At 69.0% G+C, this 25,393-nt stretch carries 22 protein-coding genes; 17 read left to right on the top strand and 5 right to left on the bottom strand.

What is annotated here, in order from left to right; genetic code table 11:
• The first annotated feature begins 144 nt into the window (after positions 1 to 144).
• Together ACILR4_RS09710 and ACILR4_RS09705 are read left to right on the top strand one after the other, a co-directional pair.
• Positions 145 to 609, top strand: coding sequence for an EVE domain-containing protein (locus ACILR4_RS09710; protein ID WP_395700645.1), 465 nt, complete (start codon positions 145 to 147; stop codon positions 607 to 609).
• 4 nt (positions 610 to 613) lie between these two features.
• Positions 614 to 1,426, top strand: a complete 813-nt coding sequence (locus ACILR4_RS09705) for a sulfite exporter TauE/SafE family protein (protein ID WP_395700644.1) — start codon at positions 614 to 616, stop codon at positions 1,424 to 1,426.
• 15 nt (positions 1,427 to 1,441) lie between these two features.
• Here the strand turns inward: ACILR4_RS09705 and ACILR4_RS09700 are convergent, their stop codons facing one another.
• Positions 1,442 to 2,458: a GGDEF domain-containing protein gene (locus tag ACILR4_RS09700; protein WP_395700643.1), complete on the bottom strand. Its 1,017-nt coding sequence runs from the start codon at positions 2,456 to 2,458 to the stop codon at positions 1,442 to 1,444.
• 163 nt (positions 2,459 to 2,621) lie between these two features.
• The gene (locus ACILR4_RS09695; protein ID WP_395700642.1) at positions 2,622 to 3,893 is read right to left on the bottom strand and encodes an ANTAR domain-containing protein; all 1,272 of its coding nucleotides are present in this window, start codon (positions 3,891 to 3,893) and stop codon (positions 2,622 to 2,624) included.
• Positions 3,894 to 4,170: 277 nt separating this feature from the next.
• On the opposite strand from ACILR4_RS09695, the gene ACILR4_RS09690 reads away from it, so the two are divergent.
• The gene (locus tag ACILR4_RS09690) at positions 4,171 to 5,433 is read left to right on the top strand and encodes a nitrate/nitrite transporter (RefSeq protein WP_395700641.1); all 1,263 of its coding nucleotides are present in this window, start codon (positions 4,171 to 4,173) and stop codon (positions 5,431 to 5,433) included.
• Between the two features lie 101 nt (positions 5,434 to 5,534).
• Here the strand turns inward: ACILR4_RS09690 and ACILR4_RS09685 are convergent, their stop codons facing one another.
• The gene (locus ACILR4_RS09685; RefSeq protein ID WP_395700640.1) at positions 5,535 to 7,250 is read right to left on the bottom strand and encodes a protein kinase domain-containing protein; all 1,716 of its coding nucleotides are present in this window, start codon (positions 7,248 to 7,250) and stop codon (positions 5,535 to 5,537) included.
• A 71-nt stretch (positions 7,251 to 7,321) separates the two neighbouring features.
• Here ACILR4_RS09685 and nirB point away from each other — a divergent pair, with 71 nt between their 5' ends.
• The 11 genes from nirB to ACILR4_RS09630 all read left to right on the top strand — a co-directional run bounded on the left by nirB (position 7,322) and on the right by ACILR4_RS09630 (position 20,239).
• A complete protein-coding gene (nirB, locus tag ACILR4_RS09680; protein WP_395700639.1) occupies positions 7,322 to 9,793 on the top strand; it encodes a nitrite reductase large subunit NirB in 2,472 nt (823 codons plus the stop codon).
• An 11-nt stretch (positions 9,794 to 9,804) separates the two neighbouring features.
• On the top strand, positions 9,805 to 10,185 hold the full coding sequence (gene nirD, locus ACILR4_RS09675; protein ID WP_395700638.1) for a nitrite reductase small subunit NirD: 381 nt from the start codon (positions 9,805 to 9,807) through the stop codon (positions 10,183 to 10,185).
• Between the two features lie 17 nt (positions 10,186 to 10,202).
• Positions 10,203 to 12,974, top strand: a complete 2,772-nt coding sequence (locus tag ACILR4_RS09670) for a molybdopterin-dependent oxidoreductase (protein ID WP_395700637.1) — start codon at positions 10,203 to 10,205, stop codon at positions 12,972 to 12,974.
• 75 nt (positions 12,975 to 13,049) lie between these two features.
• Entirely contained in the window at positions 13,050 to 14,003 is a 954-nt protein-coding gene (gene ybiB / locus ACILR4_RS09665) for a DNA-binding protein YbiB (RefSeq protein ID WP_395700636.1), read from the top strand.
• A gap of 109 nt (positions 14,004 to 14,112) precedes the next feature.
• Positions 14,113 to 15,246, top strand: coding sequence for a sterol desaturase family protein (locus tag ACILR4_RS09660; protein ID WP_395700635.1), 1,134 nt, complete (start codon positions 14,113 to 14,115; stop codon positions 15,244 to 15,246).
• Between the two features lie 3 nt (positions 15,247 to 15,249).
• Entirely contained in the window at positions 15,250 to 16,464 is a 1,215-nt protein-coding gene (locus ACILR4_RS09655; RefSeq protein WP_395700698.1) for an NAD(P)/FAD-dependent oxidoreductase, read from the top strand.
• Between the two features lie 110 nt (positions 16,465 to 16,574).
• Complete coding sequence (gene rpsU / locus ACILR4_RS09650; protein ID WP_012346814.1) at positions 16,575 to 16,787, top strand: 30S ribosomal protein S21; 213 nt, start codon at positions 16,575 to 16,577, stop codon at positions 16,785 to 16,787.
• A 124-nt stretch (positions 16,788 to 16,911) separates the two neighbouring features.
• Positions 16,912 to 17,358: a GatB/YqeY domain-containing protein gene (locus ACILR4_RS09645; protein ID WP_395700634.1), complete on the top strand. Its 447-nt coding sequence runs from the start codon at positions 16,912 to 16,914 to the stop codon at positions 17,356 to 17,358.
• A gap of 11 nt (positions 17,359 to 17,369) precedes the next feature.
• Positions 17,370 to 17,723 carry a TIGR01244 family sulfur transferase gene (locus ACILR4_RS09640; RefSeq protein ID WP_395700633.1) on the top strand — a complete coding sequence of 118 codons (354 nt, stop codon included), beginning with the start codon at positions 17,370 to 17,372 and terminating at the stop codon, positions 17,721 to 17,723.
• A gap of 150 nt (positions 17,724 to 17,873) precedes the next feature.
• Complete coding sequence (locus ACILR4_RS09635) at positions 17,874 to 18,479, top strand: TRAP transporter small permease subunit (protein ID WP_395700632.1); 606 nt, start codon at positions 17,874 to 17,876, stop codon at positions 18,477 to 18,479.
• Positions 18,479 to 20,239, top strand: coding sequence for a TRAP transporter large permease subunit (locus ACILR4_RS09630; protein ID WP_395700697.1), 1,761 nt, complete (start codon positions 18,479 to 18,481; stop codon positions 20,237 to 20,239). The genes ACILR4_RS09635 and ACILR4_RS09630 overlap by 1 nt, the downstream gene beginning before the upstream one ends.
• 150 nt (positions 20,240 to 20,389) lie before the next feature.
• Here ACILR4_RS09630 and ACILR4_RS09625 read toward each other — a convergent pair whose 3' ends face one another.
• Together ACILR4_RS09625 and pmbA are read right to left on the bottom strand one after the other, a co-directional pair.
• Positions 20,390 to 21,469: a TRAP transporter substrate-binding protein gene (locus tag ACILR4_RS09625; protein ID WP_395700631.1), complete on the bottom strand. Its 1,080-nt coding sequence runs from the start codon at positions 21,467 to 21,469 to the stop codon at positions 20,390 to 20,392.
• A 192-nt stretch (positions 21,470 to 21,661) separates the two neighbouring features.
• Positions 21,662 to 23,065, bottom strand: coding sequence for a metalloprotease PmbA (gene pmbA / locus ACILR4_RS09620; protein ID WP_395700630.1), 1,404 nt, complete (start codon positions 23,063 to 23,065; stop codon positions 21,662 to 21,664).
• A gap of 24 nt (positions 23,066 to 23,089) precedes the next feature.
• On the opposite strand from pmbA, the gene yjgA reads away from it, so the two are divergent.
• Genes yjgA through ACILR4_RS09605 form a run of 3 tightly spaced genes read left to right on the top strand, consistent with a single transcriptional unit; the run spans position 23,090 to position 25,392 of the window.
• Positions 23,090 to 23,662 carry a ribosome biogenesis factor YjgA gene (gene yjgA / locus ACILR4_RS09615; protein ID WP_395700629.1) on the top strand — a complete coding sequence of 191 codons (573 nt, stop codon included), beginning with the start codon at positions 23,090 to 23,092 and terminating at the stop codon, positions 23,660 to 23,662.
• Complete coding sequence (gene mog / locus ACILR4_RS09610) at positions 23,655 to 24,236, top strand: molybdopterin adenylyltransferase (RefSeq protein ID WP_395700628.1); 582 nt, start codon at positions 23,655 to 23,657, stop codon at positions 24,234 to 24,236. Before yjgA ends, mog begins: the two co-directional genes overlap by 8 nt.
• Before the next feature lie 49 nt (positions 24,237 to 24,285).
• Positions 24,286 to 25,392 (top strand): serine hydrolase domain-containing protein, encoded by a 1,107-nt coding sequence (locus tag ACILR4_RS09605; protein WP_395700627.1) that lies wholly within the window; start codon positions 24,286 to 24,288, stop codon positions 25,390 to 25,392.
• The last annotated feature ends 1 nt before the right edge of the window (position 25,393 follow it).

The following is a 25,393-nucleotide window of genomic DNA, read 5'->3' as shown; positions in this document are numbered from 1 at the left end:
GATCGTCTCGCGTCAGATGAACCCGAAGCCTTGCTGACCTCGCCCACCTGAATCTGACCACTTGGGTTCAGGAATGCGGCCCACGGGGCATGCCGGACACCCTCCCTCTCCTTCGCTCCGTCGTCACCTCCTCCGCGCAGCACGATGCCCAGCTACTGGCTGATGAAGAGCGAGCCTGACGAGTGCTCGATCGACGACCTCGCTGCCGCGCCGCGGCAGACGGTGCCCTGGGTCGGTGTGCGCAATTACCAGGCGCGCAACTTCATGCGCGACGCGATGCGTGTCGGCGACGGCGTGCTGTTCTATCACTCATCGTGTGCGGAGCCCGGCATCGCCGGCCTGGCACAGGTGGCCAGCTCCGCCTACCCGGACGCAACGCAGTTCGACCCCGACAGCCCCTACCACGATCCCAAGTCCCGGCCCGAGGAGCCGCGCTGGCTGCACGTCGACGTGAAGCTCGTGCGCAAGACCCGGCTGCTGTCGCTGAAGGACATGCGCGCGCTGCCGCAACTGGCCACCATGCGCGTGCTGCAGCCCGGCAACCGGCTGTCGATCACACCGGTCACGCCGGCCGAATGGCAGGCCGTGAACACCTGGCTGAAGGGCTGAGCGCTTGTTCCTCGATCCACTGGTGATTGGCGGGCTGCTGCTGCTGGGCAGCGTGGCGGGCTTCCTGGCCGGCCTGCTGGGCGTGGGCGGCGGCATGATGATGGTGCCCTTCCTGACCTGGTTCCTCACCGCGCACGAGGTCGATGCCGGCCTGGCGGTGAAGATGGCCATCGCCACCTCGATGGCGACGATCCTGTTCACCTCGGTCTCCAGCGTGCGCGCCCACCATCGCCGCGGCGCGGTGCGCTGGGACCTGTGGCGCGCGATGGCGCCGGGCATCGTGATCGGCGGCCTGGTCTCGGGCGGTGCGGCCTTCGCGCTGGTCAAGGGCCGGGCGCTGGCGCTGTCGTTCGCGCTGTTCGTCGGCTTCGCCGCCACGCGCATGCTCTTCATCAGCAAGCCGCGCAACACCTGGCCGCTGCCCGGTCCACTGGGCCTGGCCTCGGTGGGTGCGGGCATCGGCTGCGTCTCCGGCCTGGTGGGGGCCGGCGGCGCGTTCATGTCGGTGCCGTTCATGGGCCGTTGCGGCATCCCGATCCACCAGGCGGTGGCCACCAGCGCGGCCATCGGCCTGCCGGTGGCGCTGGCCAACACGGTGGGCTACGTGATCGGCGGCTGGCAGGTGCACAGCCCGGTGCCGGGCAGCCTGGGCTTCCTGGTGCTGCCGATGCTGCTGATCATCGCGCTGGCCAGCATCAGCACCGCGCCACTGGGTGCGCGCCTGGCGCATGCGATGGATGTCTCGCAGCTGAAGAAGGTGTTCGCGCTGCTGCTGTATGGCCTGGCCGGCTACATGGCCTGGCGCGCCTTCGGCTGACCCTGCGGCCCGGCTTCAGCCGGCACCGAAGCGGATGCTGGCCAGCGCCACCGAGTTGCCGCCACGCCGGCGCGCGGCCGACAGCGCCGCCTCGCACGCGGCGATCACCTCTTCCTGCGTGTGCGCGGTGTGCGGATAGCTGGCCACGCCCATCGAGACGGTGAAGCCCAGTTCCTGCCCCTCGATCGCAAGGATCTGCGTCGCGCACTGACGGCGCAGCCCTTCCATGCGCGAATGCGCGGTGGCCAGGCCGACGCCCGAGAGCAGCACCGCGAAGCGCCGGTCGTCGATGCGGCACGACGCATCCATCGCGCGCGTGTTGCCACGCAACAGCCGGCCCATCGATTCGTGGATGCGCTCGAACGCGCGGTCGCCGAAGGCCTGGGCCTTGTCGCTCAACGGATCGATCTCCATGAACACCAGCGCGAACTCGCGGTGCTCGCGCATCGAGAGATCCACCTCGCGGCGCATCTGGTCGTCGAAGTGGGCGCGGGTCGAGAGGCCCGTGGCCGAATCCCGCAGGCCCTGCTCGCCGAACTCGCGGCGTAGCGCGACATTGGCCTGCTGCTGCTGTTCGAGTTGCTCGAGCGCGGCCTTCAGCTGGGCTTCGCGCTGGCGCTGCGCCAGCAGGTCCTGCCAGATGCTGCACAGCACACGACGGCCTTCGAACTGGCAGGCCAGGCGCAGCACCGACCACTCCTGGCGCTCGCCGCGCCAGTCGAACTTGTGCTCGCTGCTCAAGGCCGCGCCGTGGGCCAGCGCGGTCTGGTCCGCCGAGCGCAGCGAGGTGGCCAGCGCCGCTTCCAGCAACTCGGCATCGTGGTGGCCGATGAGCTCGGCGGCGCTGCGCCCGAAGAAGGCGGCCAGCGCGGCATTGGCATGCAGGTAGCGCCCGTCCGCCGCGTCCTTGATACCGACCATCCAGCCACGCTGGGCGGCCAGCGCCGCCAGGCCCTGGCCCAGCACGGCCAGCAAGGCCGCATCGGTGGGCATGGCGCCGGACCCGGCGGTCGGCTCGGACAGGGCATTCATGGGCGGGGGATGCACGGGCAGCAACAGGGGCGATGCGATCGATCGGAAGGGCTCATGTCATTCTGGACAGCGCTGGCATGGCAGATCAAGCCATCGGGCTGCCGTGCTCCCTAGGTTCGATCATACCTATCGGCCCCTCTGGACGGGACTGAAGCCGCCGGTCTCAGCCCAGCAGCAGCTGGATGCTGTGCTCGTACAGCGAAGTCAGGCACTCGAAGCTCTGCAGCAGGGCCTCGCTGTCGCGCGCCAGCACCAGCCGGCTGTCACGCTGCCGGGCGTCTCGCATCGCGCCCAGCATGCGCTGCCACTGGCCGCGCGCCACGGCCAAGGCTTCGCGGATCTCCTGGCTCGTGAGGGGGGCCTGTTCCAGCTGCAGCAGCGCGGTGTCGAACTCGTGGATGGCCGCGAGGGCGGCATCGGCATGCAGCTGCCCCTGCCCTGCCGGCAGCAGCCCGGCCAGCAGGGCCTGCTTGGCCAGGCGCTGGCTCAGCATGCGCTGGCGACCACTGAGGTTCACCACCTGCAGGTTGCGGCGGCCGCTGGCGGCCTGCAGTCCGTCGGTCAAGGCCTGGGCCGCTTCCAGCAGGGCCTGTGCCTGCAGGTCGAGTTCGGCCAGGTCGGGCGTGCCGCTCCCGCCCTGCAGCACGCCTTGCAGGTCCTGCCAGGCCTGCAGCGATTGCGCAAGCAAGGGCTGCAGCGGCTCGGCCAGCGCCAGCGCGGCCAGCTGGTCGATGTTGGCCTGCCCGCGGGTCAGCGAATCGCGCAGCATGTCCTCGGCCGCCGCGCGCTCGACGCCCGCCTGCGACAGGGCCAGCGCCTTGACGATGCGCTGCGACAGCATGCGCAGCTGGCCGGCGCGGTTCACCGCATCGGCGGCCTCGGCGGCCTCGATCAACGCGCGCGACACCTCACCCACGCGCAGGTTGGTCTGCATCGAGGTCGTGCGCAGCAGCGCGAAGGCATCGGGCTCGCTGAGCTGCTGCGCACTCATCAGCATGCCCTTGGCGCGGTCGACCCACTTGCGCTCCTCCAGCCGCGCGAGGGCACCGGAGAGCTCTCGCTGCAGGTCCTGCACCTGCTGGAAGCGGGCGCGCGCCCATGGCAGCGCCATCCGCAGGCCCGGTGCCAGGGCCGGCCCGGCCGCCAGGTGCATCACCCCGCCGGCCAGGGCCCTCTCGGCCAGCGCCGGCGGCAGCGAATCGCAACACAGCAGCACCGGCACCGCGCGGGCGGCCTGCAGCAGCACCAGCGCGTCGAGCAGTGCCGCATCCACCACGCTGGTGTCGACCACGACCGCTTCAGGTGCGAGGCGAACGGCTTCGCGCACCAAGTTGCGCCATGCCGTGGCGCCCGCCACCCGCAGGCCTTCGGCGCGCAGGCGCTCTGCCAGGTCCTGGGCAGCCGCATCTTCGGGACAGGCGATCAACAGCAGCATCGGCGGGTTCTGCGAGGCAGGGAGGGCATGAGCAGCGGCAAGCATAGGCCAGCTTGGCACGGCCGCGGCGGCAGGTGCGCAGCCGCCATGCGCGCCGGGCGGCACGCTTATTGCGACGAGGGCTGCGCCGGGCGTGACGATGCGCCCTGGGCCGGTTGCCACCGGCCGCAGCCGGTCTCCCCGGCTGTGCCGCGATCTCTCCCGGGCCCTTGCGCCCCGGCCCGCCTGTCGCCCCGTGGCCCCGCGCCGCGGCCCGCCGGCTCTCTTGCCATCCACCATGTCGACCTTCAAGACCTTCCTGCGGGCCGGGCACGCCCCGACCCTGTTCGCGTCATTCCTGTACTTCGACTTCTGCTTTGCCGTCTGGGTGCTCAACGGCGCCATGGGGCCGTTCATCAGCGAGTCCTTCTCGCTCTCGCCGGCCCAGAAGGGCTTCATGGTCTCGGTGCCCATCCTGGCCGGCGCCCTGATGCGCTTCCCGCTCGGCGTGCTGTCCCAGTACATCGGGCGCAAGAACGCGGCGATGGTGGAGATGACGCTCATCGTCGCGGCACTGGCCTTCGGCTACTTCTTCGTCAACAGCTACGACACCGTGCTGGCGATGGGCGTGCTGCTGGGCATTGCAGGCGCCAGCTTCGGCGTGGCCCTGAGCCTGGGCTCGGGCTGGTTCCCGGCGCGCTACAAGGGCCTGGCCATGGGCATTGCCGGTGCCGGCAATTCCGGCACCGTGCTGGCCGTGCTGTTTGCGCCGCCGCTGGCCATGAAGTTCGGCTGGCAGGCCGTCTACGGCATGGCCGCGCTGACGATGGTGCTGCCGCTGGCCGTGATGTGGATCTGCGCGAAGGAGCCGCCGGATCGCGAGCACCAGACGCTGCGCCAGCACGTGAGCTGCCTGTTCGAGAAGGACGGCTGGGCCTTCAGCCTGATCTACATCGTCACGTTCGGCGGCTTCATCGGCCTGGCAAGCTTCCTGCCGACCTACTTCTACGACCAGTTCAAGGTCAGCAAGGTGGAGGCGGGCCAGCTGACGATGCTGGCCACGCTGATGGGATCCGGCGTGCGCGTCGTCGGGGGCTACATCTCCGATCGGGTCGGCGGCATCAACACGCTGGGTGGCGTGCTGTTGCTGGTGGCCGGCTCACTGGCGCTGTGCGGCCTGATGGGGGGCTCGCTGGTGTTGACCACGCTGCTGTTCATGCTGTGCTTTGCCGCGCTCGGTGCCGGCAATGGCGCGCTGTTCCAGCTGGTGCCGCTGCGCTGGCCGCTGACCACCGCCGTCGCCGGCTCGATGATCGGCGAGGTAGGGGCACTGGGCGGCGGCTTCCTGCCGAACGCGATGGGCCTGTCCAAGCAGTATTCCGGCAGCTACCTCGGCGGCTTCCTGGCCTTCACCGCGCTGGCGCTGTTGATGCTGGCGATGCTGCGCGTGGTGCAGATCCGCTGGACCCGCACCTGGGCCGAAAAGGGTGGCCGCGCGCGACCCACGTCAGACGGCGTCCACGCCCCGGCCGCCACCCGCCCGCTGGAGCGCCGTGCGTGAACACCCGCGCGCGTCAAGCAGACACCGCGGATCCGGCTCCGCCGGGCTGGTGGTGGCGCCCCCCTGGGGTGGAAGCGCCGAAGGCGCTCCGGGGGGGAGCCCTAACGGGGCAGGAAGAGCAGCCAGACGATCAGCAGGACATTGAAGCCGACCGACACGGCCAGCGCGATCTTCCACAGCGCGGCCGGGTCGCGCTGCACCAGCGGCGTGGCGGGCGGCGCGGACAGCGGGCGCGAGGCGCCACGCTCCAGCGCCAGCAGCAGTTCCTCGGCGGTCTCGAAGCGCAGGCGACGGTCGCGCGCCACGGCCTTCAGCACCGCATGGTCGAGCCAGATCGGCAACTCGGGCCGGATGCGCGATGGCGCTTGCGGGTCGCGCCGGAAGCGGGCGGTCTGGTAGGGCTCGACCTCGCCGTACGGCAGTCGGCCCGTGAGCCAGCGGTACAGCGTGACGCCCAGCGCGTAGAGGTCGCTCATCGCATCGGCGGCGCTGCCTTCTTCGCCCGCTGCCCATTGCTCGGGGTTCATGTAGCTCGGCGTGCCGGCATGCAGGCTGCGCACCGCGGCCGGCTCGTTGCCGGAGACGGCCACACCCAGGTCCAGCAGGCGCCACTGGCCGTCCTCGGCCAGGTGCAGGTTGCCGGGCTTCACGTCGCGATGGATCACGCGCTGGCGATGCAGCCGGCCCAGGGCCCGCGTGATCGCGATCGCGCCCTGCACCACCTCGTCGATGCCGAAGCGCCGGCCCTCGGCCAGCAGCTGCTCCAGCGTGGCACCGCTGTGCCAGTCGAACACCACGTAGAAGCAGCTCGGCGCGCGCTGCGGCCGCACGCGCACGAAGCCCTGGCCATCGCGCTCGGTGACGGTCTGGCCCAGCCAGGCCTCGTGCGCCAGCATTCCGCGTTCCTCGGCGTCGGAAGCCCGGCTCTCGTGCAGGGTCTTGATCGCCACCAGCTCGCGCGTGGCCGCGTCACGTGCCTGATAGAGCCGGTGTACGCCGGTGTCGGCCACCAGCGCGGTGATGGTGTAGCCATCGACCGCATCGCCCACCTTCCAGCGCGGTGCGGCCGGCAATTGGCGGCCCTGCAACAGCGCATCGTCCAGGCGCTGGCTGGCCAGGCCCTTCACCTGCACCACCAGCGCGCTGGCGTTGTCGCGGCTGCCGGCCTCGAGCGCGGCCTGCACGATGGCTTCGCTCACCTGCTGCGCCGGTTCGGCCGCACCCAGCAGCCGGGCCAGGCGCGCGGGCTTCAGCGTGCCGTGCACGCCGTCGCTGGTCAGCAGCAGCACGTCGCCCACCTGCAGCGCGCCCTGGTGGAAGTCCACCCGCACGGTGTCTTCCAGGCCCAGTGCGCGCGTGAGCTGGCTGCGCAGGTCCGGGTGCGCCAGTGCATGGTCCTGCGTCAGGCAGCTCAGCTCGCCCTCGCGCAGCAGCCAGGCGCGCGTGTCGCCCACATGCGCCACCGTCCAGGTCTGGCCCTGCAGCACCAGCGCGGTCAGCGTGGTCAGGCCCGAGGCATCGTCGCTGCGGCGGCGGTTGTGGTCGGCCAGCCAGGCGTTGTGCGCGCCGATCAGCCGGTCCAGCGCCACCGTGGTCTCCCAGGTGGCGGGCACCGCATGGAAGTCGTTGACCAGCGAGATCACCGCCGTCTGCGCCGCGGCGCGGCCATGGCCGCCGGCCGAGACGCCATCGGCCACCGCGGCAATCAGCCCGCGGCCGGCCTCGTGCGCGGGCGCCTGCAGCACGGCGGCGAAGTCTTCGTTGTGCTCGCGGCTGCCGCGTTCGCTGCAGCGGCCGATGTCGACGTGAAAGCTCATCGGGTCGCGATTCTCGCCGCGGCCCTGGCACCTTGATTGCTACTTCCTCCCAGCTTGCTGGAGATTCGACGATGAAGAAGATGAAACTGGTGATGGTGGGCAACGGCATGGCCGGCGTGCGCACGCTGGAAGAGCTGCTGAAGATCGCGCCGGATCTCTACGACATCACCGTGTTCGGCGCCGAGCCGCATCCCAACTACAACCGCATCCTGCTGAGCCCGGTGCTGGCCGGCGAGCAGACGATCGACGAGATCATCCTGAACCCGCTGTCCTGGTACCAGGAGAACGGCATCACGCTGCACCTGGGCAAGAAGGTCGTGAAGGTGGACCGCACCCGGCGCCTGGTGATCGCCGAGGACGGCACCAGCGCCGAGTACGACCGCCTGCTGCTGGCCACCGGCTCCAACCCCTTCATCCTGCCGGTGCCGGGCAAGGAGCTCGAGGGTGTGATCGCCTACCGCGACATCGCCGACACGCACACGATGATCGAGACCGCCAAGACGCACAGGCATGCGGTGGTCATCGGCGGTGGCCTGCTGGGCCTGGAAGCGGCCAACGGACTGATGCTGCGCGGCATGCAGGTGACCGTGGTGCACATCATGCCGTGGCTGATGGAGCGCCAGCTCGACGACGTGGCGGCCAAGCTGCTGCAGAAGAGCCTGGAAGACCGCGGCCTGAAGTTCATGATCGGTGCGCAGACGCAGGCGCTGATCGGCGACCAGGACGGCGGCAAGGCAGGCCGCGTGATGGCGGTGCAGTTCAAGGACGGCACCGAGGTCCCGGCCGACCTGGTGGTGATGGCCGCCGGCATCCGCCCCAACACGCAGCTGGCCGAAAGCATGGGCCTGCTGTGCAACCGCGGCATCGTCGTCAACGATACGCTGCAGACCACCACCGATCCGCGCATCTACGCGGTCGGCGAATGCGCGGCGCATCGCGGCATCGCCTACGGCCTGGTGGCGCCGCTGTTCGAGCAGGGCAAGGTCTGCGCCACGCACCTGGCGCAGTTCGGCATCGGCCGCTACACCGGCAGCCAGACCTCGACCAAGCTCAAGGTCACCGGCATCGACCTGTTCTCGGCCGGCGACTTCATGGGCGGGGAAGGCGCCGAGGAGATCGTGATGAGCGATCCCTTCGGCGGCGTGTACAAGAAGCTGGTGATCAAGGACGACCAACTGGTCGGCGCCTGCCTCTACGGCGACACGGTGGACGGCAGCTGGTACTTCAAGCTGCTGCGCGAAGGCCGCAAGGTGAGCGACATCCGCGACAAGCTGATGTTCGGCGAGTCGAACATCGGCGACGTCGGCCATGAGGGCCACAACAAGGCCGCGGCGATGGCCGACTCGGACGAGGTCTGCGGCTGCAATGGCGTCAACAAGGGCACCATCTGCAAGGCCATCAAGGACAAGGGCCTGTTCACCTTGGATGAGGTGCGCAAGCACACTAAGGCCAGTGCCTCCTGCGGCTCCTGCACCGGGCTGGTCGAGCAGCTGCTGATGTTCACCGCCGGCGGCGACTATTCCGCCGCGCCGAAGAAGAAGGCCATGTGCGGCTGCACCGACGCCAGCCACAGCGAGGTGCGCGAGGCCATCCGCCAGCCGCTGCCCGACGGCTCGAAGCTGCTGACGATCGACGGCGTCTACAGGACCCTGGGCTGGCGGACACCGAATGGCTGCGCCAGCTGCCGACCGGCCATCAACTACTACCTGATCTCCACCTGGCCGAAGGAGGCCAAGGACGACCCGCAGTCGCGCTTCATCAACGAACGCTCGCACGCCAACATCCAGAAGGACGGCAGCTACTCGGTGATTCCGCGCATGTGGGGCGGCGAGACCACCGCCGACGAGCTTCGCCGCATTGCCGACGTGGTGGACAAGTACAAGATCCCCACGGTCAAGGTCACCGGCGGCCAGCGCATCGACCTGCTGGGCGTGAAGAAGGAAGACCTGGTCAACGTGTGGAAGGACATCGGCATGCCCTCGGGCCACGCCTACGCGAAGGCCTTGCGCACGGTGAAGACCTGCGTCGGCTCCGAGTGGTGCCGGTTCGGCACGCAGGACTCGACGCAGATGGGCAAGGACCTCGAGCGCGCGCTGTGGCGCATGTACGCGCCGCACAAGGTGAAGTTGGCGGTCTCGGGCTGCCCGCGCAACTGCGCCGAGGCCGGCATCAAGGACGTCGGCGTGATCGGCGTCGACTCGGGCTGGGAGCTCTACGTCGCCGGCAATGGCGGCATCAAGACGGAAGTGGCGCACTTCTTCGTCAAGGTCAAGACCGCCGAGGAGGTGCTGGAGTACGCCGGCGCCTTCCTGCAGCTGTACCGCGAGGAAGGCTGGTACCTCGAACGCACCTGCCACTGGATCAGCCGCGTCGGGCTGGACTACGTCAAGCAGCAGGTGCTCGACGATGCGGAACGACGCAAGGCGCTGTGGGCGCGGCTGCAGTTCGCGCTGGATGGCGAGCCCGACCCGTGGTTCGAGCACGAGAAGGCCGCGCTGGACACGCGGCAGTTCACCCCGCTGGGCGAATCGGTGAACGCATGAAGGCCGAGACCATGAGCGACTGGAAGCCGATCTGCCACATCGACGACATTCCCGTGCTGGGCGCGCGCCGCGTGGCACGCCCGCAGGGCCTGCCGGTGGCCGTGTTCCGCAATGCCGAGGACAAGGTGTTCGCGCTGCTCGACCGCTGCCCGCACAAGGGCGGCCCGCTGAGCCAGGGCATCGTGCATGGCGAAAGCGTGGCCTGCCCGCTGCACAACTGGAGCATCGGCCTGGCCGACGGCTGCGCGCGCGCGCCGGACGAAGGCTGCACGCCGCGCTTTGCCTGCAAGGTGGAACAAGGCACGGTGTTCCTCGATGCCACCGAGCTCGCCGCCAAGGCGCTGGACCTGCCCGCACCGCTGGCCGGTCCCCGGCACAAGGCGGCGGTCTGAGGAGCCGGGCGGCAGCCATGCGCGAAACCCGATCCACCTGCCCTTACTGCGGCGTCGGCTGCGGCGTGATCATCGAATCCACCGGTGACCAGATCACCGGCGTGCGCGGCGACCCCGCGCATCCGGCCAACTTCGGCCGTCTTTGCAGCAAGGGCAGCACGCTGGCGCTCACCGCCACGCAGGCCATCACGCAGCAGGTGCGGCTGCTGCAGCCGCAGCGCCGGCCCGCGCGCGGGGCGCCGCCCCAGCCGGTGGGCTGGGACGGGGCGATGGCCGAGGCCGCCGAGCGCATCGCCGGCACCGTGCAGCGGCACGGTCCGGATGCCGTGGGCTTCTACATCTCGGGCCAGCTGCTGACCGAGGACTACTACGTCTTCAACAAGCTGGCCAAGGGCCTGCTCGGCACCAACAACATCGACACCAACTCGCGCCTGTGCATGAGCAGCGCGGTGGCCGGCTACAAGGCCACGCTGGGCGCGGACGCGCCGCCTGCGTGTTATGACGACCTGCAGCACGCGGCCACCGTCTTCGTCACCGGCGCCAACCCGGCGTGGGCCCACCCGATCCTGTTCCGCCGGCTCGAGGACGCGCGCCGTGCCAACCCGGCGCAGAGGCTGATCGTCGTCGACCCGCGCCGCACCGAGACCGCGGCGATGGCCGACCTGCACCTGCAGCTGCTGCCCGGCAGCGACATCGCGCTGTACCACGCGATGCTGCACGTGATGCTGTGGGAAGGCTGGACCGACACCGCCTACATCGCCGCGCACACCAGCGGCTTCGACGCGCTGAAGGCCCGCGTGCGCGAGTTCACGCCGAAGGAAGCCGCGGTGGCCACCGGGCTGAAGGCCGAGGACATCGTGCAGGCCGCGCGCTGGTTCGCCACCGCGCCGGCCACCCTGTCGCTGTACTGCCAGGGCCTGAACCAGAGCAGCAGCGGCACCGCGAAGAATGCCGCGCTGATCAACCTGCACCTGGCCACGGCCCAGATCGGCCGCGCCGGCGCAGGCCCGTTCTCGCTGACCGGCCAGCCCAACGCGATGGGCGGGCGCGAAGTCGGCGGCCTGGCCAACCTGCTGTCGGCGCACCGCGACCTGGCCAATCCCGAGCACCGGTCGGAAGTGGCGCGCCTGTGGGGCGTGCCCGACGTGCCCGCCAAGCCCGGCAAGAGCGCGGTGGAGATGTTCCAGGCCGCCGCCGACGGCGAGATCAAGGCACTGTGGATTGCCTGCACCAACCCCGCGCAGTCGATGCCCGACCAGGCCACCGTGCGGCGCGCCCTCGAACGGGCCGAATTCGTCGTCGTGCAGGAAGCCTTTGCCAGCACCGCCACCGCACGCCATGCCGACCTGCTGCTGCCGGCCACCAGCTGGGGCGAGAAGGACGGCACCGTCACCAACAGCGAGCGCCGCATCAGCCGCGTGCGGCCGGCCGTCGCCGCGCCGGGGCAGGCACGGCACGATTGGGCCATCGTGCTCGATCTGGCGCGGCGCCTGGAAGCTCGCCTGCGGCCGGGGCAGCCTACGCTGTTCCCCTACGAGGGCCCGGAGTCGATCTGGAACGAACACCGCGAATCCACGCGCGGCCGCGACCTCGACATCACCGGCCTGAGCTACGCGATGCTCGACTCCGCCGGCCCGCAGCAGTGGCCGCTGCGCGAAGGCGCGCCAGCCGGCCGCGCCCGACTGTATGAAGACGGGCAGTTCCCCACTGCCGACGGCCGCGCGAAGTTCTTCGACACGCCCTTCGTGCCGCTGGCCGAACCACGCGACGCGCGCTACCCGTTCAGCCTGACCACCGGCCGGCTGCGCGACCAGTGGCACGGCATGAGCCGCACCGGCACGCTGGGCCGGCTGTTCGGCCACCAGCCGGAACCCTCGGTGGACCTGCATCCGCAGGACATGGCGCGGCTCAACCTGCGCAACGGCGACCTGGTGCACCTGACCTCGCGCCGCGGCTCCATCGTGCTGCCGGCGCAGGCCAGCGAGGCCATCGCCCCGGCCCAGGCGCATGTGGCCATGCACTGGGGCGACGAAGTGGTCGGCGGCCGCGGTGCCTCGGGCCGGCCGATGACCGGCATCAACGCACTGACCAGCGCCGCGTTCTGCCCGACATCGATGCAGCCCGAGCTGAAACACACCGCCATCAAGGTGCTCAAGGCCGAGCTGCCCTGGGGCCTGCTGGCCGCGGCCTGGCTGCCGGAATCGCAAGCACTCGAAGTACGTGGCCAGCTGCATGCGCTGATGGGCCACTTCGACTACGCGGCGGTGGTGCCCTTCGGCCATGCCGAGACCGGCGTGATGTTCCGTGCCGCTGCCGCCGATGCACCGCCGCCCGAGGTGGTGCCGCAGATCGAGTCGCTGCTCGGCCTGGGCCGCCTGGCCGCTGATGTCCTGCGCTATGAGGATCGCCGTCAGGGCCAGCGCCGTGCGATGGGCCTGGAGCGCCAGGGCGCCGACACCTTCCTGCGCAGCTTCGTGCTGGCCGGCGACGTGGCCGCCGAGGGCTGGGTGCGTGCCCTGCTGCAGGACCGCGTGCCGGCCCAGGCCTATGGCCGCCTGCTGCTCAAGCCCGGCGCCAAGGCCCCGGTGGCCTTGGCACCGCGCGGGCGACAGGTCTGCAGCTGCTTCAACGTCAGCGAGCCGGCGATCATCGACACGCTGGCGCGCTGCGGTGGCACGCCCGAGCAGCGCCTGGCCACGCTGCAGCAGCAGCAGCGCTGCGGCACCAACTGCGGCTCGTGCATTCCCGAGCTGAAGCGCTTGGTGAATACCACGGCCCTGGCCGCTTAGCGCCGGCGCAGAATCCTGTGCAGCGCCGGCCTGAAACTTGCGACGGACCGGCCTGAGACAAACAGGGGTTTCGAGATGGGCATCGCTGCCTACATCAAGGAGATCGGGCGCGGCCATGAAGGCGCCCGTTCATTGAACCGTGACCAGGCGCAGGACCTGATGGGCCAGGTGCTCGACGGCAGCGTGACCGACCTGGAAATCGGTGCCTTCGCGCTGGCCATGCGCATCAAGGGCGAGACGGTCGACGAACTGATGGGCTTCTTCGACGCGGTGCAGGCGCGCGCACTGGCCATCGCCAGCGACCGGCCGGTGATCGTGATCCCCAGCTACAACGGCGCGCGCCGGCTGCCGAACCTGACGCCGCTGCTGGCGATGCGCCTGGCCCAGCAAGGCGCGCGGGTGCTGGTGCACGGACCGCGCCACGACCCGGCCCGCGTCACCAGCTTCGAGATCTTCCAGGCGCTCGGCCTGCCGACGGCCGACGACGCCGCGGCGGTGCACGAATGCTGGCGGCGTCGCGAGCCGGCCTTCACCACCACCGAGGCGCTCAGCCCGGCGCTGCAGCGCCTGCTCGACGTGCGCTGGGTGGTGGGCCTGCGCAATTCCGGCCACACGATCGCGAAGCTGCTGCGACCGATCGCCGGTGCGCGGGCGCTCGGCCTGGCCAGCTACACGCACCCGGAGTTCGGCCGGCTGATGGGGGATTTCGCCGAGCGCACCGAGGCCGACCTGATGCTGCTGCGCGGCACCGAGGGCGAGGCCGTGGCCGACCCACGGCGCTGCCCGAAGCTCGATGTGTGGCTGCATGGCCTGGCGCAGCCCGACCTCGGCTGCCCGGCGCAGGAAGGCTCGCTGGCCGAACTGCCGGTGCTGCCTCGCAGCATCGACGCGGCCACGGTCGCGGTCTACATCCAGGCAGTGGCCTCCGGCGAGAAGCCGGCGCCCGCGCCGCTGGAGCGCCAGGCGGAACTGCTGATGCGCTCGCTGGCCCGGCTGGACGAAGGGCGATTGCGCGAAATTCGCGCTTGAGGCGCCGATAACGCCAATCTGGTGCGGCCACCGAAGCCCGGGGGTCCGCCTGGCGCCACGACGGCCGGGGTCGGATAATCCGCGGCTTGCCGACCCTCACCGCCCGCCGATGGAACCGCTGGACAAACTGAACCGCCTGACCGAATCGCATGGCGAGATCCGCCCCGGGCACGGGATGGTGACCGGCATCATCGCGTTGTCCCTGGGCATCCTGTGCTTCCTGGCGGTGCTGGCCTTCCATTTCCCGCAGTACCTGACCACCCCCGAACTGCGCAAGAGCTACGACGTCGAGATCATGCGCAAGCTGCTGTACACCGCGATGGTGGTGGCCGGCGGGCTGTCGCTGTTCAACATCGTGTTCGGCCGGGCGCGGTGGCTGTCCTCGGCCGGCTTCCTGCTGGTGGTGCTCACCGCCGTGCTGGGTGGGCACAAGGTCGACGTCGATCCCAACTTCCCTGACCACACGCCCTACATCGGGCTGGACTGGTTCATCCTCGACCTGCTGGGCTCCTCGCTGATCTTCATCTTCATCGAGAAGCTGTTTGCGCTGCGGCGCGAACAGCCGGTGTTCCGCGCCGAATGGCAGACCGACTTCCACCACTTCATCGTCAACCACATGGTGGTGGGCTTCGTGCTGCTGGCCACCAACCTGATGGTGCACAAGCTCTTCGGCTGGGCGGCGAAGGACGGCATCCAGGGCTGGGTGCAGAACCTGCCGTTCTGGGGCGGGCTGTTCCTGATCATCCTGGTGGCCGACATGGTGCAGTACTGGACCCACCGCGCGTACCACGAGGTCCCGCTGCTGTGGCGGCTGCACGCGGTGCACCACAGCGTCAAGAGCATGGACTGGATGGCCGGTTCGCGCCAGCACATCCTGGAACTGCTGATCACCCGCACCCTCGTGCTCGCGCCGATCTACGTGCTGGGCTTCAGCAAGGACGTGATCGATGCCTACATCGTCATCGTCGGCTTCCAGGCGGTGTTCAACCACGCCAACGTCAGCGTGCGGCTGGGGCCGCTGCGCTACCTGATCGTCACGCCCAACTTCCACCACTGGCACCACTCGCAGGACGACGAGGCGATCGACAAGAACTACGCCGCGCATTTCGCCTTCCTCGACCACCTGTTCGGCACCGCGGTGCAGTCCGATCGAGAATGGCCGCACCAGTACGGCGTGGTCGGCGACTACGTGCCGAACGGCTTCTGGAAGCAGTTCAAGTTCCCCTTCGTCTGGAAGGGCTGAGTCCTGCAGTTCGACGCGGTCGTCATCGGCGCGGGCGCGGCCGGCCTGTTCTGTGCGGGCCGCGCGGGCCAGGCGGGCCTGCGCGTGCTGCTGCTCGACCATGCGGAGAAGGTCGCCGAGAAGATCCGCATCTCGGGCGGCGGGCGCTGCAACTTCACGAACCGTGACGCCGGCCCCGCGAACTTCCTGTCAGCCAATCCGCATTTCTGCCGCTCGGCGCTGGCACGCTTCACGCCCGCCGACTTCATCGCGCTGGTGCGGCGCCATGGCATCGGCTTCCACGAGAAGCACCGCGGCCAGCTGTTCTGCGACGACTCCAGCGAGCAGATCATCCGCCTGCTGCTCGATGAATGTGCGGCCGGCGGCGTCACGCAGTGGCAGCCTTGCGCGGTGCAGGCGGTGCGGGCGGCCGCCGGTGGCGGCTTCGAGCTCGACACCGCGCGTGGCAGCGTCCGTGCCGCTTCGCTGGTGGTCGCCACGGGCGGTCTGTCGATCCCGAAGATCGGCGCCAGCGACTTCGGCTACCGGCTGGCGCGGCAGTTCGGCCATCGCATCGTCGAGACCCGGCCGGCGCTGGTGCCGCTGACCTTCGACGCTGCCGACTGGGCGCCCTTCGTGCCGCTGGCCGGCGTGGCGCTGGAGGTTGGCATTGCCACCGGCAGCGGCCGCGCCGCCGGCCACTTCACCGAGGACCTGCTGTTCACGCACCGCGGACTCAGCGGCCCGGCCGTGCTGCAGATCTCCAGCTACTGGCGGCCCGGCGAACCGCTGCAGATCGACCTGGGCCCCGGGCAGGACCTGGCCGCCGTGCTGCGCGAGGCCAAGCTGCACTCGCGCCGCCAGCTGGGCAACGAGCTGGCCCAGCACCTGCCACAGCGCCTGTCGGCCACCTGGCTGTCACTGCAGCAATTGCCGGCCGAGCGACCGATGCCCGAGCTGCGCGACCGCGATCTGGAGCGCCTGGCGCAGTCGCTGGCGCAGTGGCGGCTGCTGCCCAGCGGCACCGAGGGCTACCGCAAGGCCGAGGTCACGGCCGGCGGCGTCGACACCCGCGAGCTCGATTCACGCAGCATGGAAAGCCGGCGCCAGCCCGGCCTGCATTTCATCGGTGAAGTGGTCGATGTCACCGGCTGGCTGGGCGGCTACAACTTCCAGTGGGCCTGGGCCAGTGCGGCCGCTTGTGCCGGCGCCTTGGCATCAGCGAAAAAATCGCAGTAGAATCGCTGTCTTTGCTAGCAAACCGCGTGTCGATTCCCCGGCCCTGTTCCGGAATTGGGGCCGAGACCTTCAGGAACACCGAGCGCAATTCTTTAGGATTCACGAGTTAAATGACCACGATTCGCGTCAAGGAAAACGAGCCGTTCGATGTCGCCCTGCGCCGCTTCAAGCGCACGATCGAAAAGCTGGGCCTGCTGACCGAACTGCGCGCACGCGAGTTCTACGAAAAGCCCACCGCCGAGCGCAAGCGCAAGAAGGCTGCCGCGGTCAAGCGCCACTACAAGCGTGTCCGCAGCATGCAGCTGCCGAAGAAGCTCTACTGAGCTTCGGTGGCTCGAGAAGCTGTACTGAACGGCTTCCAGCTCGCTTGATGCCAGACGCCCGCGCGGGACGCCGCAGCGGGCGTTTTGCTTTCTGCCCCCTTTCTTTCCAGCCCGACACCCCACCATGAGCCTGAAAGACCAGATCGCCGACGACATGAAAGCCGCGATGCGCGCCAAGGAATCCGATCGCCTGCTGACCATCCGCATGCTGATGGCCGCCATCAAGCAGCGGGAGGTCGACGAGCGCATCACGCTGGACGACGCCGGCATCGTCGGCATCGTCGACAAGCTGATCAAGCAGCGCAAGGATTCCATCACCGCATTCGAGGCTGGCGGCCGCGCCGACCTGGCGGCCAAGGAGAGCGCCGAGGTCACCGTGCTCCAGGCCTACCTGCCCGCCCGCATGAGTGCCGATGAGGTGCAGGCCGCGATCAACGCGCTGGTTGCCGAGCTCGGCGCCAGTGGCCCGGGCGACATGGGCAAGGTGATGGGCGCGGCCAAGACCCGCCTCGCCGGCAAGGCCGAGATGGCCCAGGTCTCCGCCGCGGTGAAGGCCGCGCTGTCGAAGTAAGCTGTGCACCCATGATCAACACCTCGAACCTGATCCGACAGCTCACGCCGGACTTCTGCGTCGCGCCGCAACTCGACGCCGACGCGATGGCCGAGCTGGCCGCCATGGGCTTTCGCAGCGTGGTCAACAACCGGCCCGACTTCGAAGGCGGCCCCGACCAGCCCACCAGCGCCAGCGTGCAGGCCGCGGCCGAAGCGGCCGGCCTGGTCTACCGCTACCTGCCGGTGAATGGCGCCTACCAGTCGCCCGAGGAGATTGCGACGATGGCGCGCCTGCTGCAGGAGCTCCCGGGCCCGGTGCTGGCGTTCTGCCGTTCGGGCGCACGCTCGACGCGCTTGTTCATGGCTGCGACGCAGTCCCCCTGAGGTCGCATCGGCCCGATCAGGGCTTTCCCTAGACGGCATCGATATTCAGATGCCGTTCAGGGCCTTCTCCGTACAGTACGCGCCGAAAGTCGGGGCTTTGCCGCAAGGCAATCGCTCCGGCAAGGTTTGCCTCACTTTCACGGAGACAACGTGTCCCTCCTCCTCCAACTCTCCAGATGGATAGACCGGCTCAGCGAGCTGGTCGGTCGTAGCGTCGCGTGGCTGGTATTGGCCGCGGTATTGATCAGCGCCATCAACGCCTCGGTGCGCAAGGCATTCAACACTAGTTCGAACGCCTTCCTCGAGATCCAGTGGTACCTGTTTGCAGCGGTGTTCCTGCTGGCGGCCGGCTACACCATGCTGCGCCAGGAGCACGTCAAGATCGACGTGATCCTGCACCGCTTCTCCCGGCGCACGCAGATCATGGTCGAGATCTTCGGCATCGTCGTCTTCCTGTTTCCCTTCTGCCTGGTGGTCATCGATTTGGTGTGGCCCCTGGTGCTGAGGGCCGAGATGTCGGGCGAGATGTCTTCGAATGCCGGCGGCCTGATCCGGTGGCCGGTATACGCACTGGTTCCCGTGGGTTTCGCGCTGCTCGGGCTGCAGGGCATCTCTGAACTCATCAAGCGCATCGCGTTCCTGATGGGCCTGATCGACGACCCCACCAAGAAGAAGCAAGCCAAGACCGCCGAGGAAGAGCTTGCCGAGGTGATCCGCCAGCGTGCCGAGGCCGAGGCCCAGGGAGCCACGAAATGATGGAATTCCTGCAAGCCAACATGGCGCCGGTGATGTTCGCCGGCCTGATCGTGTTCCTGCTGATGGGCTTCTCGGTGGCGTTCTCGCTCGCCGCCTGCGGCCTGTTCTTCGGCTTCGTCGGCATCGAGCTCGGGCTGCTGCCCGCTTCGCTGATGCAGGCCCTGCCGTTGCGCATCTTCGGGATCATGCAGAACGACACGCTGCTGGCGATCCCGTTCTTCACGTTCATGGGCCTGATCCTCGAGCGCTCGGGCATGGCCGAAGATCTGCTCGACACCATCGGCCAGTTGTTCGGCCCGATCCGTGGCGGCCTGGCCTTCGCGGTCATCCTCGTCGGCGCGATGCTGGCCGCGACCACCGGCGTGGTGGCCGCCTCGGTCATCTCGATGGGCCTGATCTCGTTGCCGATCATGCTGCGCTATGGCTACGACCGGCGCGTGGCCTCGGGCGTCATCGCGGCCTCGGGCACGCTGGCGCAGATCATCCCGCCCTCGCTGGTGCTGATCATCATGGCCGACCAGCTCGGCCGCAGCGTGGGCGACCTTTACAAGGGGGCGTTCATTCCCGGCTTCGTGCTGACGGGGCTGTACATCGGCTTCATCGTGCTGGTGGCAATCTTCCGGCCCTCGTACGTGCCGGCGCTGCCGGCGGAAGCGCGCACGATCCGTGAAGACAATGGCTCGGCCGGCCTGCGCTCCTTGCTGCTGCTGTTCATCGCGTCCACCGGCCTGGCGATCACCTACGCGAAGACGAGGCCGGACTCGACCCCGACCGACGAGCTGATCGTCGTCTCGATGTGCGTGGGCGTCGGTGTCGCCTTTGTCCTGTCGGTCATCAACCGCGTGTTCAAGCTGGGCCTGCTATCGAAGATGGCCGAGCGCGTCACCTTCGTGCTGATCCCGCCGCTGGCCCTGATCTTCCTGGTGCTGGGCACCATCTTCCTCGGCGTCGCGACGCCGACGGAAGGCGGCGCGATGGGCGCGACCGGCGCGCTGCTGATGGCCCTGGGGCGCAGGCGCCTGGACCTCAAGCTGCTGAAGCAGGCGATGGACTCGACGATGAAGCTCTCCTGCTTCGTGGTCTTCATCCTGCTGGGCTCGACGGTGTTCAGCCTGTCGTTCCAGGGCGTCGACGGTCCGAAGTGGGTCGAGCATCTGCTGACCAGCCTGCCGGGTGGCCAGCTCGGCTTCCTGATCGTCGTCAACATCCTGGTCTTCGTGCTCGCGTTCTTCCTGGACTTCTTCGAGCTGTCGTTCATCGTCGTGCCGCTGATCGGCCCGGTGGCCGAGAAGCTGGGCATCGACCTGGTGTGGTTCGGCGTGCTGCTGGCGGTGAACATGCAGACCTCGTTCATGCATCCGCCATTCGGCTTCGCGCTGTTCTACCTGCGCAGCGTGGCGCCGCACGAGGACTACAAGGACCGCGTCACCGGCAAGACGGTCCCGAAGGTCACCACCGGCCAGATCTACTGGGGGTCCGTGCCCTTCGTGCTGATCCAGATCATCATGGTCGGCTTGATCATCGCGTTCCCGAACCTGGTGTCCGGCGGTCTCGGCAAGAAGGCCGATCTCGACACGACGAACATCCAGCTGGAGGTGCAGCCCAGCGACTACAAGCAGAACTCGGATGCCGACAACGCCAAGCTCTTCGGCAACGAGCCGGCTGCGTCGGCCCCGGCGGGCGCCGCCAGCGCGCCGGAGCAGACCGAGGACCCGATGGAGGCGGTCAAGCGCTCGCTCCAGTCCGAGCCCAAGAAGTAGTCCGGCCTCACCTGGTGAACAACGCGGCCTCCGGGCCGCGTTTTTTTTGGCCCTGCTGCGGGGAGACGCAGGCGCCGCAATGAAAAAAGCCGGCCTGGGGCCGGCTTTCGTTCGAGGAGAAGGGCCTTCTTCGACGAAGGCGTCTCCCGCTCAGAGCTTCTGGGCTTGCATGAAGTCGTCGAAGCCGGCTTCGGCAAAGCGGAACCACAGGTTCTGGTCGCGGCGGAAGGCCGAGTAGTCTTCGTAGATCTTCTTCCAGCTGGCGTTCTTGCCGCCGATGTCGCTGTACAGCGCCAGCGACTCCTTGAACGCCAGGTCCATCACGTCCTTCGGGAAGCGGAACAGCTTGGTGCCGCTGGCCACCAGCTGCTTCAGCGCGGCCGGGTTGCGTGCGTCGTACTTGGCCTGCATGTCCACATGTGCCACCGCGGTGGCAGCCTCGATGATGGCCTTGTACTCGGCCGACAGGCCTTCGTAGGCCTTGGTGTTGATGAAGAAGTCCAGTTGCGGACCGCCTTCCCACCAACCGGGGTAGTAGTAGAACTGGGCCACCTTGTTGAAGCCAAGCTTCTGGTCGTCGTACGGGCCCACCCATTCGGCCGCGTCGATGGTGCCCTTCTCCAGCGACTGGTAGATCTCGCCGCCCGGGATGTTCTGCGGCACGCCGCCCATGCGGTCGATCACCTTGCCGGCGAAGCCGCCGACCCGGAACTTCAGGCCCTTGATGTCGGCCACCGACTTGATTTCCTTGCGGTACCAGCCACCCATCTGGGCGCCGGTGTTGCCGCCGAGGAAGTTGATGATGTTGTAGTTCTTGTAGAACTCGCGCATCAGCTTCAGGCCATTGCCTTCGATCATCCACGCCGTCATCTGGCGCGAGTTCAGGCCGAAGGGAATCGCGCAGCCCAGCGCGAAGCACTCGTCCTTGCCGAAGAAGTAGTACGGCGCCGTGTGGCACATCTCGACGGTCGCGTTCTGCACGCCGTCCACCACGCCGAAGGCCGGCATCAGCTCGCCGGCCGCATGGGTGGAGATCGTGAACTTGCCGCCGGAGAGTTCACCGACCTTCTTCGCGAACACTTCGGCCGCGCCGAAGATGGTGTCGAGCGACTTCGGGAAGCTCGAGGCCAGGCGCCAGCGCAACGTGGCTTGCGCGTGAACCGCGGGGGCGACGCCCGCTGCGAGCACGCCAGCCAGGCCGGCGCTACGAACAAAGGAACGACGTTCCATGCATATCTCCTAGGCAAAAACGCAGTGAAGTGCGCGGCATTCTAGGAGTCGGCCTCGCGAGTACGGACAGTGAAACCCCGGTCATCGACAACGCACGAACCCCGCGATCGCCACGCGGCCGGTCGCGAGGCTAGGCCGCGCAGCTTGAAACTTCCTGAACTTCGGGAAAGTCCGGAGCGGGTTTCAATCATGTCACGTGCCGGCGATCTTCATGCGCTCGATCAGCATCGAGCCGACCGTCTTGCCGCCCATCGTGTAGGTGTCCGTGCCCAGCGCGACGATCTGCTTGAACATCTCGCGCAGGTTGCCCGCGATCGTCACCTCGTGCACCGGATGCACGATGCGCCCGTTCTCGACCCAGTAGCCGGCCGCGCCGCGCGAGTAGTCGCCGGTCACGTAGTTGACGCCCTGCCCCATCAGCTCGGTGACGAAGAAGCCACGGTGGAGCTTGCGCAGCATCTGCTCCAGATGGTCGCCGGGCTGCGTCAGCCGGCTGCCGAGCTTCAGGTTCTGCGAGCCGCCGGCATGGCCGGTGGTCTTCAGACCCAGCTTGCGGGCCGAGTAACTGGAGAGGAAGTAGCTCTGCACCACGCCGCCGTCCACCACGCGGCGGCGGCGCGTGCGCACGCCTTCATCGTCGAAGGGCGCGCTCGCCTTGCCTTTGCGCAGGTGGGGCTCTTCGTCCAGGTCGAGGTGTGCGGCCAGCGCCTGCTGGCCGATGCTGTCGAGCAGGAAGGTGGCGCGACGGTACAGCGCGCCGCCGCTGGTGGCCTGCACATAGGCGCCCAGCATGCCGGCGGCCAGCGAGGACTCGAACAGCACCGGCGCCTCGCGCGTCGCGATCTTGCGACCATTCAGCCGCGACAGGGCACGCTCGGCCGCATAGCGCCCGACCGCCTCGGGCGAGGCCAGTTCCATCGCATCGCGCATCGAGCTGTACCAGGCATCGCGCTGCATGTCGGTCTGGCCCTTGGCCGTGCGCATCGTGGCAATCGGCGCCACCGAGATCGAATGGCGCGAACTGGCGTAGCCGCCACGAAAGCCGCGCGAATTGCCGGCCCAGAAGTGCGACTGCTGCGCCGAGGTGGCACCGCCTTCGCTGTTGGTGATGCGCCGATCGGTGGCAAAGGCGGCGTCTTCGCAGCGGCGCGCCAGCGCGGCCGCGCCCTCCGCGTCGACCGCCCAGGGATGGAACAGGTCGAGGTCGGCCGCCGCCTCTTCGTGCGTGGCCAGGTCCTCGGCATCGGGCAGCCCGGCCGCAGGATCCTCGGCGGTGAAGCGGGCGATGTCATAGGCCGCGCGAACGGTCTGCCCGAGCGCGGCCTGCGAGAAATCGGAGGTGCTGGCATTGCCGCGGCGCTGGCCCAGGAACACCGTGACACCGAGCGACTTGTCGCGGTTGCGCTCGACGTTCTCGATCTCGCCCTTGCGCACCGACACCGACAGCCCCGCGCCCTCCGATACCTCGGCCGCCGCATCGCTGGCGCCGATGCTGGCCGCAATGGCCAGCGTGTCTTCGATGATCTGCTGGAACTGCTCGCGCGTGAACGCGAAGCCCTGGGACTTGGTGCTGCCGGACATGGGGCGCTGGCTCATTCGAGGTGGGCGACAATCATAGCCATGCGAGCCCATGGCCCCGACCCGATCGACGACAACGCTGCCGAGGACGCGCAGCGCCCCAGCAAGACCCAGCTGAAGCAGCAGATGCACGGGCTGCAGCAGCTGGGCGAAGAACTGGCCAGCCTGCCAGAGAGCCGGCTGGCCGCGGTGGAGATGCCCGAGGCCCTGCGCCAGGCCATCCTCGACTATCGCCGCACCAAGTCCCACGAAGGCCGGCGCCGTCAGCTGCAGTACGTGGGCAAGCAGATGCGCTTTGCCGATGAGCAGCCCCTGCGCGAGGCCGTGGCGGCGTTCAAGCTGGGCTCGGCCCAGGACACCCTGCAGTTGCACGAGGCCGAGCGCTGGCGTGACGAGCTGATCGCCGACGATGCCGCGCTGACGCGCTGGGCCGAGCGCTACCCGCAGTCGGACCTGCAGCGCCTGCGCAGCCTGTTGCGTGCTGCCCGCAAGGACGCCGCCGCGGCGCCCGAGCAGCGCAGCGGCCGCGGCTACCGCGAGTTGTTCCAGTTCATCAAGCCGTGGCTGCAGGCCGACACGGCTGCAACCGAGCCATCAGAAGACGACCATGAGTGACTTCGACCCGGTCCGCATCGGCGTAATGTCCATCAGCGACCGCGCGTCCAGCGGCGTCTACGAGGACAAGGGCATCCCGGCCCTGCAGGAATGGCTGGGCCGTGCGCTGCGCAACCCGATCGAGTGGCAGCCGCGCCTGATCCCCGATGAACAGGCCGGCATCAGCGCCTGCCTGCGCGAGCTGGTGGACACGGTGCAGTGCGACCTGGTGCTGACCACCGGCGGCACCGGCCCCGCGCCGCGCGACGTGACGCCCGAAGCCACGCTGGCGGTGGCCGACAAGGAGATGCCCGGCTTCGGCGAGCAGATGCGCCAGATCAGCCTGCGCTTCGTGCCCACCGCGATCCTCTCGCGCCAAGTGGCGGTGATCCGCGGCAAGGCGCTGATCATCAACCTGCCGGGCCAGCCGAAGTCCATTGCCGAGACGCTGCAAGGCCTGCCCGATCAAGGTGTGCACGGCATCTTTGCCGCGGTGCCCTATTGCATCGACCTGATCGGCGGACCCTACCTCGAGACGGACGAGGCGGTCTGCAAGGCCTTCCGCCCGAAGTCGGCGATCCGGCCGGCACGATAGACCCGACAGGCCCCATAGGCCCGATAGGCCCGATAGGCCCGAACGCACGATGCGGCGAAGGTCGGTCCCCGGCGCGCTGGGCCTGCTGGCCGCCAGCAGCATCGGGCATGGCGCCGCGGCCGGCGTGGACGCGGACGACCGCCAGGGCTGGACGATCGATGCACCGGCGCGCCATGGCGTGTCGGCCGCAGCGCTGGAGGCGCTGCGACACCACCTGGCCCGCGACGAGCCCGGCATCCGCGCGCTGCTGCTGCTGCGCCATGGCCAGCCGGTCTTCGAGTACATCCGCGATGGCCTCGAGGCCCATACCCTCCACCCGGTGCACTCGGTCACCAAGAGCGTGGTGTCCACGCTGGTGGGCGTGGCGATTGCGCGGGGCAGGCTCGACACTGTCGAGCGCACCTTGCCGACGCTCCTGGCGGAAGCCGCTGCCGGAGGCGCCGCGCCCGAGGTCGCCCGCATGCGGCTGGCCGACCTGCTGACGCAGCGCAGCGGGTTCGAACGCCTCGGTGACCGACAGGGCTGGTACAACGCCTACGTCACGCGATATCCGCACAGCCCGGTGATGGCGGTGGCACTGCGCCGTCCGGTGCAGGCAGCGCCCGGCAGCCGATTCCTCTACAGCAATCTCGACACCCACCTGGTGTCGGTGGCCCTCGGCCGGCTGCTCGGCATGCCCTTGGCAGACTTCGCGCGCGACGCCCTCTTCGCGCCGCTGGGCATTGCCGACTGGTCTTGGCCGGCCTTGCAGGGCCAGACCGCCGGTGCCGGCAACCTGATGCTGGGCGCGCGCGATCTGGCGCGACTGGGCCAGCTGTGGCTTCAGCAGGGCCGCTGGGGCGGACGCCCGCTGGTGGACGCGGCATACATGGCGGAGGCCACGCGCAGCATCGTCACTGACCTCGGTCCCGAGTTCCCCCAGCGCGGCCCCAGCCGGCTGGGCTACGGCTACCTGTTCTGGACCGCGGAAGGCCTGCGCCCGGGATGGAAGAGCTTCTATGCGGCTGGAACGGGCGGCCAGTTCGTGCTGGTCGTGCCGACCCATCAGGTCGTCATCGTGGCGCTGACCGATCCCGACGACTGGTCGCCCGACAAGAGTTCCGCCCGCACGGCCGCGCTGGTGCGCGACCGTGTCGTGCCGGCCATTGCCGACTGAG

The organism is Aquabacterium sp., assembly GCF_044226965.1.
Lineage (GTDB): Bacteria > Pseudomonadota > Gammaproteobacteria > Burkholderiales > Burkholderiaceae_C > Pseudaquabacterium.
This window is presented reverse-complemented; position numbering and strand designations above follow the sequence as displayed.

Coding starts and splice junctions, on each gene's coding strand:
- ACILR4_RS09695 (WP_395700642.1), bottom strand. CDS start 3,893: ATGCTGCTGTTGATCGCCTGTCCCGAAGATGCGGCTGCCCAGGACCTG.
- yjgA (WP_395700629.1), top strand. CDS start 23,090: ATGCGAGCCCATGGCCCCGACCCGATCGACGACAACGCTGCCGAGGAC.
- ACILR4_RS09660 (WP_395700635.1), top strand. CDS start 14,113: ATGGAACCGCTGGACAAACTGAACCGCCTGACCGAATCGCATGGCGAG.
- nirB (WP_395700639.1), top strand. CDS start 7,322: ATGAAGAAGATGAAACTGGTGATGGTGGGCAACGGCATGGCCGGCGTG.
- rpsU (WP_012346814.1), top strand. CDS start 16,575: ATGACCACGATTCGCGTCAAGGAAAACGAGCCGTTCGATGTCGCCCTG.
- ACILR4_RS09700 (WP_395700643.1), bottom strand. CDS start 2,458: ATGAATGCCCTGTCCGAGCCGACCGCCGGGTCCGGCGCCATGCCCACC.
- mog (WP_395700628.1), top strand. CDS start 23,655: ATGAGTGACTTCGACCCGGTCCGCATCGGCGTAATGTCCATCAGCGAC.
- ACILR4_RS09670 (WP_395700637.1), top strand. CDS start 10,203: ATGCGCGAAACCCGATCCACCTGCCCTTACTGCGGCGTCGGCTGCGGC.
- ACILR4_RS09630 (WP_395700697.1), top strand. CDS start 18,479: ATGGAATTCCTGCAAGCCAACATGGCGCCGGTGATGTTCGCCGGCCTG.
- ACILR4_RS09605 (WP_395700627.1), top strand. CDS start 24,286: ATGCGGCGAAGGTCGGTCCCCGGCGCGCTGGGCCTGCTGGCCGCCAGC.
- ACILR4_RS09645 (WP_395700634.1), top strand. CDS start 16,912: ATGAGCCTGAAAGACCAGATCGCCGACGACATGAAAGCCGCGATGCGC.
- ACILR4_RS09625 (WP_395700631.1), bottom strand. CDS start 21,469: ATGGAACGTCGTTCCTTTGTTCGTAGCGCCGGCCTGGCTGGCGTGCTC.
- ACILR4_RS09710 (WP_395700645.1), top strand. CDS start 145: ATGCCCAGCTACTGGCTGATGAAGAGCGAGCCTGACGAGTGCTCGATC.
- pmbA (WP_395700630.1), bottom strand. CDS start 23,065: ATGAGCCAGCGCCCCATGTCCGGCAGCACCAAGTCCCAGGGCTTCGCG.
- nirD (WP_395700638.1), top strand. CDS start 9,805: ATGAGCGACTGGAAGCCGATCTGCCACATCGACGACATTCCCGTGCTG.
- ACILR4_RS09640 (WP_395700633.1), top strand. CDS start 17,370: ATGATCAACACCTCGAACCTGATCCGACAGCTCACGCCGGACTTCTGC.
- ybiB (WP_395700636.1), top strand. CDS start 13,050: ATGGGCATCGCTGCCTACATCAAGGAGATCGGGCGCGGCCATGAAGGC.
- ACILR4_RS09690 (WP_395700641.1), top strand. CDS start 4,171: ATGTCGACCTTCAAGACCTTCCTGCGGGCCGGGCACGCCCCGACCCTG.
- ACILR4_RS09685 (WP_395700640.1), bottom strand. CDS start 7,250: ATGAGCTTTCACGTCGACATCGGCCGCTGCAGCGAACGCGGCAGCCGC.